Origin of the sequence: Achromobacter sp. SLBN-14, from assembly GCF_006715415.1 — a bacterium.
Lineage (GTDB): Bacteria > Pseudomonadota > Gammaproteobacteria > Burkholderiales > Burkholderiaceae_B > Achromobacter > Achromobacter mucicolens.
The window spans coordinates 2,936,063-2,947,746 of the sequence record NZ_VFNE01000001.1 but is presented as its reverse complement, the minus strand read 5'-3'; the positions used below and the strand labels follow the sequence as shown (position 1 = coordinate 2,947,746).

Genomic DNA, 11,684 nt, shown 5'->3' with positions numbered 1-11,684 from the left:
TTCCACCGTCTGCCGCAATTGCCCCGGTGTCTGACACCCAGCACGCAAACGCCGCATGCCACGACCGTGCATCGGGGGTGTCAGACACCTGCTCCGACACCTATTCGGCAAGCCGGCCACGCATCACCCGCAGCGTCATCGTCAACACCATCGGGCTGCTGCTTTTCGTGCTGGTGCCGGCCATCGCATCGGCCACCGGCGAGAGCTTTCTCGTCAACCTCATGACGCGCTTTCTCATCTACGCCATCGCCGCTGTCAGCCTGGACCTCATCCTGGGCTACGGCGCCATGGTCAGCTTCGGCCATGCCGCGTTCTTTGGCCTGGGCGGCTACGTCATCGGCATCGCCGCCTTCCACGTGAACCAGGGCGAGACGCTGTTCGGCTGGAGCGGCAGCAACGCCGCGCTGGTCATGTGGCCCCTGGCCGTCGCCGTCGCAGGCCTGCTGGGCCTGGTGGTCGGCTTTCTGTCGCTGCGCACCTCGGGCGTGCAGTTCATCATGATCACGCTGGCGTTCGGACAGATGCTGTACTTCATCCTCGTCGGGCTCATGATCTACGGCGGCGACGACGGCCTGTCCATCGACGCGCGCAACACGCTGCCCGGCCTGAACCTGAACGATCCATCCACCTTCTACTACGTCTGCCTGGCGCTCATGACTGCGTGGATCATCGTGTGCCGGCGCATCGTCAACTCGCCCTTCGGCATGGCCCTGCAAAGCATCAAGCAGAACCCGCGCCGCAGCATCGGGCTGGGACTCGCGCCGCTGCGCTACCGCCTTACTGCATTCGTGCTGTCGGCGGCCGGCACCGGACTGGCGGGCGCGCTGTGGGCCAACTACGCGCTCTTCGTCAGCCCCGACATGTCGGCCTGGCAGAAGTCGGGCGAACTCATGGCCATGGTCATCCTGGGCGGCATGGGCTCCATCTTCGGCCCCGTGCTCGGCGTGGCCGTGTACCTGGGCCTGGAACAGGTCGCCACCGGCTGGACCGAGCACTGGATGCTGATCCTGGGGCCCGTGCTGGTCCTGGTCGTGCTCTTTGGCAAGCGCGGCGTATACGGCTGGCTGGCGGGAGGCAAGCAATGACATCACACCCCAAACTGGAAATCCGCGGCCTGCAGAAATCCTTTGGCGCCGTGCACGCCACGCAGGACGTCAACCTGGCCGTGCGGCCCGGTGAACTGCACGCCCTCATCGGCCCCAACGGCGCGGGCAAGACCACCCTGCTCTCCCAGATCAGCGGCGAGATCCTGCCCGACGCCGGCAGTATCTGGCTCGACGGCGGCGACATCACGCGCATGCCCGCCCACAAGCGCCCCGCCGCCGGACTGGCCCGTTCCTTCCAGATCAGCCAGCTCTATCCCGACTTCACCGCCGAAGACAACGTCGCCATGGCCGTGCAGGCGCATAGCCCCGGCGGCTTCAACCTCTGGCGCAACGCCCGGCGCATGGCGCGGCTGCGCGAGCCCGCGCGCGACGCCCTCGAACGCGTTGGCCTGGGCGACCGCGCCGGCGTGCGCGTCTCGGCGCTGGCGCACGGCGAAAAGCGCCAGCTTGAACTGGCCATGGCGCTATCGCTGGACGCGTCCGTCCTGCTGCTGGACGAACCCATGGCCGGCATGGGCGCCGAGGAATCGCAGCGCATGACCGCCCTGCTCCAGACCCTCAAGGGCCGCTACGCCATCCTGCTGGTCGAACACGACATGGACGCCGTCTTCGCGCTGGCCGACCGCGTCACCGTGCTGGTCTACGGCAAGACGATCTTCACCGGCACGCCCGACGACGTGCGCCGCCATCTCGACGTGCGTGCCGCCTACCTGGGCGAGGAAAACTGATGCTGCAAGTCAAACAACTGCAAGGCGGCTACGGCGCCAGCAAAGTGCTATTCGGCGTCGACCTGGACATCGCGCCGCGCCAGGTCGTCTCCCTGATCGGCCGCAACGGCATGGGCAAGAGCACCACCGTCAAAACCCTCATGGGCATGCTGCCCGCACAGGGCGGCAGCATCCTGCTCGACGGCAAACCCATCAATGGCATGGCGCCGCACCGCATCGCCCAACTCGGCATCGGCCTCGTCCCCGAAGGCCGCCGCGTATTCGGATCACTATCGGTCGAAGAAAACCTCATCGCCACCGCCCGCAACACCCGCGCCGGCTGGCACGTCGGCCGCGTCTTCGACCTCTTTCCGCGCCTGAAAGAGCGCCGCACCCAATCGGCCCGCACCCTCTCAGGCGGCGAACAACAGATGCTCGCCGTCGGCCGTGCCCTCCTCATCAACCCGCGCCTGCTCATCCTGGACGAAGCCACCGAAGGCCTCGCACCGCTCATCCGTCAGGAAATCTGGAACTGCCTGCGCCGCTTGAAGGAAGAAGGCCAGACCATTCTGGTAATAGACAAGAACCTCAAGGAAATGGCCACCCTGGTCGACCGCCACCACGTCCTGGAAAAGGGCCGCGTCGTCTGGCAAGGCAGCCCCGCCGAACTGGCCGCGCAACCCGAACTGGCGCACCGCTACCTGGGTGTGTAGCGCCCGCCGCTAATCCTGCGACTCGCAAAAGCTCAACCGGTTGCCAAACGGATCGATCACCGCCATCACGCGCCCCCACGGCATTTCTTCCACACAAGGCCGCATGTAGGCGTACTGCTTCGCGCTGACCTCAGCGTGAAACGCATCCACGCCCTGCATCCGCACAAACACCGCCGATCCCGGCGTCGCATCGCCGTGATGCTCCGACAGGTGCAGCACCAGATCGTCCCGATGCACCTGCGCATACAGCGGAAAGCCCGCTTCGAAGCGATGCTCCCAATCCCAGGTGAACCCCAGAAAGTCCAGATAGAAATCGCGCGCCTTTTCAACGGAGAAAATGCGCAGAATCGGAATCGCGGCTTGCAGGTGCATGGCGGGTCCTTGGTAGGATGCGAAAAAACCAGCATAGAACAGAAGCCCATTCATGCCCATTGCCACGCAAGACTCCTGGAAACACCTGCCCGCGCCAGCCCAACGTGAACCGCTGCATTTTCAGGGGCGTTATACCGCCGACGAGTACGCCCGCTTGCAGCACGGCGTGATTCCGCAGGAGATGGAAGACAAATGGTTCATCTACCTGCATGACGGCTGGCTGCGTTTGCATCGCAGCTGGACCGGAAACTGGATCTACGCGCTGCGGCTGGAGCAGGACGGCGATGCGTGGACGGTGACTGATTCGTGGGTGAACCGTGATCCGGAGCAATACCGGTTGACCGATGCGGAATATGACCGGGCTTCGCTGCAAAGGATGTTGCAGTGGCTGATCAAGGGACCGGCGGTTTGAGGTAGGCGCATGGGCGTTTCGCGCCGTGCATGGGTTTGCGCTTCGATGGGTGTCAGACACGCGGGTCGCATATGCCCGGGCTCGGAGCGGCGTCTCTGAGGGTGTCAGACACCTGGCGCAACAGCGCGCAGCGTCATCGCCCCGACGCGAGACAGCGCGTATGCCCCGCCAGGCCGCCCGCGCGGCCGACGCGGGGCGGGCACCGCAAGACGCTTCAAACCCAGTCGACGCCGGCAAGAACCTCAAGAACCCCACCCGCCCCAGCGCCCGCCAAGCTGAATCCACCCGAGCCCGGTGTGGCGGCGGCCTGTGGTGCGCGGGGCGTGTAGATGCGCCCGAGGGAATCTGAAGGGAAGGCCGAAGGCCTGGACGAAGATGACGAAGGGGCAGTCCGGAGCGAAGGCTCCGGACCGCAATCGTAGCCCCGCGCGCCACAGGCCGGCGACGCGCCGGGCGTCACTAGAAAGCAAAGCTCCCGACCGGAAAGCATCCAGGTGTCACCAGAAAGCAAAGCCCCCGACCGGAAAGCATCCACGCACCATCAGAAAACAAAACGCCCGCCAGGAAAGCATCCCGGCGGGCCGCAAAACTGCATCGCAACAGGCATCCCGTAAAGAAGATGCCCGTTGCCAGCGCCATCAATTCAAGCTAGCACCCGAAATCTTCACGATCTCCTGATACTTCGCCTTTTCGGCCTTCACAAAATCAGCAAACGCTTCAGGCGTCATCGGGCCCGCTTCGGAGCCCATCGTCAGCAGACGCTGCTTCACATCCGCCTGCCCCATCGCCTCGGCATAGGCCTTGTTCAGCTTGGCCACCACCGGCGCCGGCGTGCCGCCCGTCGTGAACACCCCGAACCACGTGCCCAGGTCAAAACCCTTCACGCCCGATTCCTCGACGGTCGGCACATCAGCCAGCAACGACGAGCGCTTGGCCGTCGTCACCGCCAGCGCCTTCACCTTGCCGTCCTTGATCAGCGGCGCCGACGCCGCCAGATTGTCGAACATGAAGTCCGACTGGCCCGACAGCAGCGCCAACTGCGCCGGCGCCGCGCCCTGGTAGGGGATGTGCTCCACATTGATGCCGGCCCGCGCTTTCAGCAGCTCGCCCGACAGGTGGCCCGCGCTGCCATTGCCGCCCGAACCGTAATTCAGCTTGCCCGGATTCTTCTTCGCGTATTCGATCAAGTCCGCCAGCGTCTCGATCTTGTTCTTCTGCGCGAACTCCAGATTCATCACCAGCACGTTCGGCACCGCCGCCACGATCGTCACCGGCGCAAAATCCTTCACCGGGTCGTACGGCAGGTTGGCGAACAGCCACGGATTGATCGCGTGCGTTGCCACCGCGCCCATCACCAGGGTGTAGCCGTCAGGCTGCGCCTTGGCCACCAGGTCCGCGCCGATATTGCCGCCCGCGCCCGAACGGTTTTCCACGATCACCGGCTGACCCAGCGAACCGCGCACCTTCTCCGCCAGCATGCGCGCCATCGTATCCAGCGGGCCGCCGGGCGGGTAAGGCACCACGAAGCGGATCGGCTTCGTCGGGAAGTCAGCGGCCTGCGCCAGCGCCGGGGCGCCGAAAGGCAGGGTGGCGGCCAGCGCCACGGCGCCTTGCAACAGGGCGCGGCGCACGGCGCTGCGGGGGGTATTCGTCATGGTGTGTTCTCCTCACTCCGTAATCATTGGCGGTCAGTAGCATACCCCACCGTCGTGACGGAGGTAACAAAGGGCTACCAGCAAGAACGCCCCGAATTCCCGCAATTGGCCGTCGGCACTAAGAAAAAACCGCCCGAAGGCGGTTTGACGGATCCGAGCGCGGTCAGTGCAGGATCTGGCTCAGGAAGAGCTTGGTCCGTTCGTTCTGCGGGTTGTCGAAGAACTCGTCCGGGGTGTTCTGTTCGATGATCTCGCCGCGGTCCATGAAGATCACGCGGTTCGCGACCTTGCGCGCAAAACCCATTTCGTGGGTCACGCAGATCATCGTCATGCCGCTTTCCTGGGCCAGGCTCACCATCACGTCCAGCACTTCCTTCACCATTTCCGGATCCAGCGCCGACGTCGGCTCATCGAACAGCATGATCTTGGGGTTCATGCACAGCGACCGCGCGATCGCCACGCGCTGCTGCTGGCCGCCCGACAACTGGCCCGGAAACTTCTTGGCCTGCTCCGGAATCCGCACGCGCTCCAGGTACTTCATTGCGGTGGCTTCCGCTTCCGCGCGCGGCTTCTTCAGCACCCACATGGGTCCCAGCGTCAGGTTTTCCAGCACCGTCAGATGCGGGAAAAGATTGAAGTGCTGGAACACCATACCCACGTCCTTGCGGATCGTCTCGATGTGCTTCAGGTCATTGGTGAGCTCCGTGCCGTCCACGATGATGTGGCCCTTCTGGTGCTCTTCAAGGCGGTTGATGCAGCGGATCATCGTGGACTTGCCCGAACCCGAGGGTCCGCACACCACGATGCGCTCGCCTGGCGCCACGTCCAGGTTGATGTTGCGCAACACGTGGAACTGGCCGTACCACTTGTTCACGTCCTGCAAACGAATAATGGCATCCGACATGCCTGTACTCCCGTAAGTATCGCGGTGCGCGCCCGCCTGGCGGCGGACGCGCGGCAAATTGCTAGCGTGCGTGACCCGTGGCCAGGCGTTTTTCCAGCGCCTGGCTGTATTTGGACATGGAGAAGCAGAAGACGAAGTAGATCAGCGAAATGAACAGGTACGCTTCCACCCCGAATCCGCGCCATGCCGCATCGGACAAGGCTGCCTTGGCCGCCAGCGTCAGGTCGAAAATGCCGATGATCACCACCAGCGACGTGTCCTTGAACAGCGCGATGAAGATGCTGACCAGCGGCGGAATCACGATCTTGAGCGCCTGCGGCAGAATGATCTTGCGCATCTGCTGCCAGTAGTTCAGGCCCAGCGAATCCGCGCCCTCGTACTGTCCCTTCGGAATCGCCTGCAAACCGCCCCGCACCGTTTCCGCGATGTAGGCCGCGGCGAACATGATGATTGCGATCTGCGCGCGCAGCAGCTTGTCGATCGAAAAGCCTTCCGGCAGGAACAGCGGCAGCATCACCGACGACATGAACAGCAGGCTGATGAGCGGCACGCCGCGGATCAGCTCGATGTACACGACGCACAGCGCCTTGATCGCCGGCATCTTCGAGCGCCGGCCCAAGGCCAGCAGCACGCCGATCGGGAACGCGAAGGCGATGCCGAACGTGGACAGGATGAGCGTCAGCGGCAGACCGCCCCAGCGCGCGTTTTCCACGTAGGTCAGGCCGAACACGCCGCCCCACATCAGCAGCGCAACCGCCGTCAGGCCCACGGTCCAGATGACGGCAAGCTTCCAGTTCCAGAAACGGCGGATGCCGCTGCAGACGATCACGCCCACCAGGATGACGGTGGCGATCAGCGGCCGCCATTGTTCATCGTAGGGATACGTGCCGAACAGGATCAGCCGGTGCTTTTCAATGATGAACGCCCAGCAAGCGCCGCCGGCGGCGCGGCACTCCTGTGCGTTCGTGGCATCGAAGCTGGCCTTGATGAAGGCCCATTCAACCAGCGCCGGCACCGCCATCAGCAGGAACCACGCGAGCAGCACCGTGATGAGGATGTTCAGCGGCGACGAGAACAGACGCGTCCTGAGCCACGCCCAGGCTCCGGTCTGGTTGCTGGGCGGAGGCAGGGCTTCGCTGGGGGTATGCGTAGTGCTGCTCATATCAACGCTCCACCAGCGCGATGCGCTTGTTGTACCAGTTCATGAAGATCGAGATCGACAGGCTGACCGTCAGGTACGCGCCCATGATGATGAGAATGCCCTCGATGGCCTGGCCCGTCTGGTTCAGTGTCGTGTTCACCACCGACACGATGTCGGGGTACCCGATGGCCACGGCCAGCGAGCTGTTCTTCGTCAGGTTCAGGTACTGGCTGGTCATCGGAGGGATGATCACGCGCAGCGCCTGCGGCAGGATCACCAGGCGCAGCACCTTCGAGCGCGGCAGGCCCAGCGAGCCCGCGGCTTCCCATTGGCCGTTGCTGACCGCCTGGATGCCCGAGCGCACCACTTCGGCAATGAACGCCGATGTGTAGATCACCAGACCCGCCAGCAGCGCGGCGAACTCCGGCGACAGCGTCAGGCCACCCGAGAAGTTAAAGCCCTTGAGCTCAGGCATGTCCAGCGTCAGCGACGCGCCGCTGACCAGCCAGCCGATAAACGGCAGCCCGATCAAGAGGCCAATGGCCCAGCGGCCCAGCGGGAACATGTGGCCGGTGGCCTCATGGCGCTTCTTGCCGTAGTGGCCCAGGATGATGATCGCGACGATCGCCAGTCCAAGCCCGGCCAGCATCCAGTCGAGCGAGTTGCCTTCCAGCGCCGGCACTTTCAGGCCGCGGTTGGAAATGAACACGCCCGGCAGCGGATTGTGCGCCTGGCGCGGACCCGGCATGTTCTCGGTGATCAGCGCATACCAGAAGAAGAGCTGCAGCAGCAGCGGCACGTTGCGCATCACCTCGACATACACAGAGGTGATCTTGGCCACGAGCCAGTTCTTGGACAGGCGGCCGATGCCGATGAGCGTGCCCAGGATGGTCGCCAGCACGATGCCAAGGACGGCGACGCGCAGCGTGTTGAGCAGGCCGATCACGATGGCTCGGCCGTAAGTGTCAGAGGGGGAATAGGCGATGGCGGTTTCGCCGATGGCAAAGCCCGCCTCGCGGTTCAGGAAGCCGAAGCCCGTGGCGATGTTGCGCACGGACAGGTTGTGGAGCGTGTTTGAAACCAGGAACCACACGGCCCAGGCTACCGCGGTCAGCGCAATGACCTGGTAGACCACGGAGCGTACGCCGGGATCGTTCCAGTTCAGACGCCGTGGGGGTGCCGAAATCGGGGCGTTTTTGTTGGGAGTCATCATGATGAATCTACAGAAGTCGGACACCGGGTGGCAGGCCCGAAAAGCCGCGCCACCCACTTCTGCCGCCCGCCCGAAGGCGGGTTAGGGCCTGTCCAGAATACACGTCCTGTGCAGACAGGCCCTAGGCATGACGGAGAGCCGTGCTCCGCCATGCCAGGCAGCCGCGCGTCAGCGCACCGGCCAGCCGTACATCAAGCCACCTTGCTTGTACGAAGCGTTCAAGCCGCGCTCCAGCTTCATCGCGCTGTTCTTGCCCAGCGTGGCTTCGAAGCTTTCGCCGTAGTTACCTACGTTCTTGATGATGTTGTAGGCCCACTTGTCGTCCACGCCCAGGTTCTTGCCCATGCCCGGGGTCACGCCCAGGATGCGCTGGATGTTGGGGTTGGGGCTCTTGAGCATTTCGTCGACGTTGGCCTTGGTGATGCCGTATTCCTCGGCTTCCAGCATGGCGTTCAGCGACCAGCGCACGATGTTGAACCACTGCTCGTCGCCCTGGCGCACCATCGGACCCAACGGTTCCTTCGAGAAGTCTTCCGGCAGGATGACGAACTTGTCCGGATTCTCGAGCGTCGTGCGGGTCGAGGCGAGCTGCGACTTGTCGGTCGTGAACGCGTCGCAACGGCCGGCCGAGAAGGCGCGGATGATTTCGTCGTACTTGTCGATCACGACCGGCTTGAATTCGATCTTCTGGCTGCGGAACCAGTCGGCGAGGTTCAGTTCGGTGGTGGTGCCCGGCTGCACGCAGATGGTGGCGCCGTTCAGTTCCTTGGCGCTCTTGACGTTCAGGTCCTTGGAGACCATGACGCCCTGGCTGTCGTAGTAGTTCACGCCCACGCCGATCAGGCCCAGCGTCGTGTCACGGGTCAGCGTGACGGTGGTGTTGCGGGTCAGCACGTCGACTTCGCCGGATTGCAGCGCGGTGAAGCGTTGCTGGGTGTTCAAGGGCGTGAACTTGACCTTGGTCGCGTCGCCGAACATGGTAGAGGCGATGGCGCGGCACATGTCCACGTCGATACCCTTGTATTCGCCCTTGCTGTCAGCGATGGAGAACCCCGGGATGCCCGTCGAAACCCCACACTGGACAAACCCTTTCTTCTTGACGTTATCGAAGGTTGCGCCCGCATTGGCAGCCGAGGATGCAGCGAACAGGGCAGCGCCAATGGCAGCGAGTTTCAGTACTTTCATCGTGATCTCCGTGTGGGATGAAGCGAATCCAAAGCAAAGGCCGGGTTGGGCCCACGCATGGGGCGGATGGTAGCGTCCGAAAAGCACACGGCGCATCCGGGAATTCCCTTGAAATATAGGGACACTGGATGAAATGAAACGCTGTTTTTGACTAAAAACAGGGACGCGCTTTCAGATTTACGAACCTGTGTTTCAGCCGGCCGAATGATGCGCACATGTTCCCACCGCGCCAACAGATGTAGGCCACCTTACTGTCCCCGAGTTACTATGGCGGCTTCATCTGACAGCCGCCATGATCGAATTCCAGCACGTATTCAAATCGTATGGTCGCGGCCGCAATATTCTGGCCGACATCAACTTCCGCGTGAGCGCGGGAGAGTTCGTTTTCGTATCGGGGCCATCCGGCGCCGGCAAGTCCACGCTGCTCAAGCTGATCGGCGGTCTTGAGCCCGCCAGCCGGGGGTCCATCCAGGTGAACGGGCAGCGGCTGGACAAGCTGCCGGCCCGCGCCCGGCCCTACCTGCGCCGCGCGGTCGGCGTCATCCTGCAGGACACGCACCTGCTGTTCGATCGAAGCGCGTTCGAAAACGTGATGCTGCCGCTGGCGGTCCAGGGCCACCCCTGGGATTCCGCCGCGTCGCGCGCCCGCGCCGCCCTGGACAAGGTCGGACTGTCGGGCAAGGAAGACCTCAACCCCATCGAGCTTTCGGGCGGCGAGCAGCAGCGCCTGGCCATCGCCCGGGCCATCGTCAACCGGCCCGCCATCCTGATTGCGGACGAACCCACCGCCAACCTCGACCACGACAACGCGCAACGCATCATGAACGTGTTCCGCGACTTCAACCGCGTCGGCGTCACCACGCTGATCGCCTCGCACGACCAGGAACTCATGGCGCGCTACGCCACCCGCACCCTGCGGATCGAGCCGGGCAAGTTTGCCGACTCCCACGGCCCCGCCACCCCCACGGACGGCATGGCCGCACAGGCTGCGCCGGCACGCGCCGCCCGCACCGAGCCAGGCCTTGGCCATCCGGGAGAGTCCGCATGAACGCCTGGCTGCGGCAACATCGCTACGCGCTGCTGGTCACGCTGCGCCGGCTGATCAAACAACCCTTCTCCTCGCTCGCCAACCTGCTGGTCATGGCGCTGGCGCTGGCGCTGCCGCTCTTGGGCAGCGCCATCCTGGTGTCCGTGCAACCGGTTGCGCGGGAAATGTCCGTCACGCCGGAGGTCACGGTCTTCATGCGTGTGGACGCCCCGGCAGGCGCCGCCGCGGACGTGGCCAAGCGCATCAAGGACGACTACCCGCAGGACGTGCGCGCCGTGCGCGTGGTGGGCCGCGAAAGCGCCTTGGCCGACCTGCGCGCCAACCCCGCCTGGCAGGAGGCGCTGGCCGTGCTGCCCGGCAATCCGCTGCCCGATGCGGTCGTCGTCACGCTGGCCGATGGCGACAACCTGGCCGGACGCGCCGATACGCTGGCCTCGGCCTGGAAGCAATGGAACCACGTGGACCTCGTCCAGCTGGACAGCGCCTGGGTCCAGCGGCTGGAAGCCATCCTGCGCTTCGCGCGGATCGGCCTGGGATTCCTGGCCGCGTGCGTGGCGGTCGTGGTGCTGGCCACCGTCTTTAACACGGTGCGCATGCAGGCGCTGTCGCAACGCGAGGAAATCGGCGTGGCGCGGCTGGTCGGCGCCACCGAATCGTTCGTGCGCCGGCCGTTCCTTTATTTGGGTGCGCTGTCCGGCGCCCTGGCCTCCTTGCTGGCCATCGGGGTCGCGGCGGTCGCGCTGTCGCCCCTGAACGAGGCCCTGCTGGGACTGGCCCGCAGCTACGGGGCGGAGTTCGCCCTGCACCTGCCGGGCGCGCCCGTCCTGATCGGCGCGGTCATCGCCTCCGCCGCGCTCGGCGCGCTGTCTGCCCGCTGGTCGGTCACGCGCAGCACCCGGTTCTGACCCCGCTGCGAGGGGGCCCGCCCCCCTCGGGTCCTGCCGTCCGCGCCCAGCCCGCCGTCTGTGTCTTATCTGCCGGCGGGTCTAAAGGTCCGTTTGAAGCCCCTTCCTCCCCGTGATCCGGGGAAAGACCCCCAAATGCCCTGTGTACGATGACTGCCTGCCATCCGTGCGGGCCGTTTTGCGTGCGGGGGACAGGTACGAGTTCCAATAAACGACGCTTTGGTCGTATTTACACAGTTTTCTTCCAAGCGCTGCCAGGATATGCAAGAATAAAGCGACATTTTTGTACATTTTTTGTCACAATTACCGCTTCCGCTCGCATC

The 11,684-nt window shown here is 64.4% G+C and carries 12 protein-coding genes; 6 read left to right on the top strand and 6 right to left on the bottom strand.

From position 1 onward, the window contains the following. Positions 1-122: 122 nt before the first annotated feature. The 3 genes from FBY20_RS13555 to FBY20_RS13545 are packed head-to-tail and all read left to right on the top strand — an operon-like array spanning position 123 to position 2,526. Positions 123-1,085 carry a branched-chain amino acid ABC transporter permease gene (locus tag FBY20_RS13555; RefSeq protein WP_142055933.1) on the top strand — a complete coding sequence of 321 codons (963 nt, stop codon included), beginning with the start codon at positions 123-125 and terminating at the stop codon, positions 1,083-1,085. Next, a complete protein-coding gene (locus FBY20_RS13550) occupies positions 1,082-1,834 on the top strand; it encodes an ABC transporter ATP-binding protein (RefSeq protein WP_142052686.1) in 753 nt (250 codons plus the stop codon). The genes FBY20_RS13555 and FBY20_RS13550 overlap by 4 nt, the downstream gene beginning before the upstream one ends. Then, the gene (locus tag FBY20_RS13545) at positions 1,834-2,526 is read left to right on the top strand and encodes an ABC transporter ATP-binding protein (RefSeq protein ID WP_056320504.1); all 693 of its coding nucleotides are present in this window, start codon (positions 1,834-1,836) and stop codon (positions 2,524-2,526) included. Before FBY20_RS13550 ends, FBY20_RS13545 begins: the two co-directional genes overlap by 1 nt. A 9-nt stretch (positions 2,527-2,535) precedes the next feature. On the opposite strand, the gene FBY20_RS13540 is transcribed toward FBY20_RS13545, so the two are convergent. Next, the gene (locus FBY20_RS13540; protein ID WP_056320535.1) at positions 2,536-2,898 is read right to left on the bottom strand and encodes a glyoxalase superfamily protein; all 363 of its coding nucleotides are present in this window, start codon (positions 2,896-2,898) and stop codon (positions 2,536-2,538) included. 52 nt (positions 2,899-2,950) lie between these two features. On the opposite strand from FBY20_RS13540, the gene FBY20_RS13535 reads away from it, so the two are divergent. Beyond that, on the top strand, positions 2,951-3,310 hold the full coding sequence (locus FBY20_RS13535) for a hypothetical protein (RefSeq protein ID WP_056320501.1): 360 nt from the start codon (positions 2,951-2,953) through the stop codon (positions 3,308-3,310). A gap of 638 nt (positions 3,311-3,948) precedes the next feature. Here the strand turns inward: FBY20_RS13535 and FBY20_RS13530 are convergent. The 5 genes from FBY20_RS13530 to FBY20_RS13510 all read right to left on the bottom strand — a co-directional run bounded on the left by FBY20_RS13530 (position 3,949) and on the right by FBY20_RS13510 (position 9,408). After that, positions 3,949-4,965 carry a tripartite tricarboxylate transporter substrate binding protein gene (locus FBY20_RS13530; protein WP_056320497.1) on the bottom strand — a complete coding sequence of 339 codons (1,017 nt, stop codon included), beginning with the start codon at positions 4,963-4,965 and terminating at the stop codon, positions 3,949-3,951. A gap of 163 nt (positions 4,966-5,128) precedes the next feature. Further along, the gene (locus FBY20_RS13525; RefSeq protein ID WP_056320495.1) at positions 5,129-5,869 is read right to left on the bottom strand and encodes an amino acid ABC transporter ATP-binding protein; all 741 of its coding nucleotides are present in this window, start codon (positions 5,867-5,869) and stop codon (positions 5,129-5,131) included. A 61-nt stretch (positions 5,870-5,930) separates the two neighbouring features. Beyond that, a complete protein-coding gene (locus FBY20_RS13520) occupies positions 5,931-7,031 on the bottom strand; it encodes an amino acid ABC transporter permease (RefSeq protein WP_062841273.1) in 1,101 nt (366 codons plus the stop codon). Between the two features lies 1 nt (position 7,032). Continuing rightward, positions 7,033-8,223 (bottom strand): amino acid ABC transporter permease, encoded by a 1,191-nt coding sequence (locus FBY20_RS13515; RefSeq protein ID WP_142052683.1) that lies wholly within the window; start codon positions 8,221-8,223, stop codon positions 7,033-7,035. 168 nt (positions 8,224-8,391) lie between these two features. After that, positions 8,392-9,408 carry an amino acid ABC transporter substrate-binding protein gene (locus FBY20_RS13510; RefSeq protein WP_062841275.1) on the bottom strand — a complete coding sequence of 339 codons (1,017 nt, stop codon included), beginning with the start codon at positions 9,406-9,408 and terminating at the stop codon, positions 8,392-8,394. A gap of 292 nt (positions 9,409-9,700) precedes the next feature. Here FBY20_RS13510 and FBY20_RS13505 point away from each other — a divergent pair, with 292 nt between their 5' ends. Continuing rightward, positions 9,701-10,456: a cell division ATP-binding protein FtsE gene (locus FBY20_RS13505; protein ID WP_056320486.1), complete on the top strand. Its 756-nt coding sequence runs from the start codon at positions 9,701-9,703 to the stop codon at positions 10,454-10,456. Next, positions 10,453-11,361, top strand: a complete 909-nt coding sequence (locus FBY20_RS13500) for an ABC transporter permease (RefSeq protein WP_056320485.1) — start codon at positions 10,453-10,455, stop codon at positions 11,359-11,361. Before FBY20_RS13505 ends, FBY20_RS13500 begins: the two co-directional genes overlap by 4 nt. Positions 11,362-11,684: the final 323 nt, after the last annotated feature.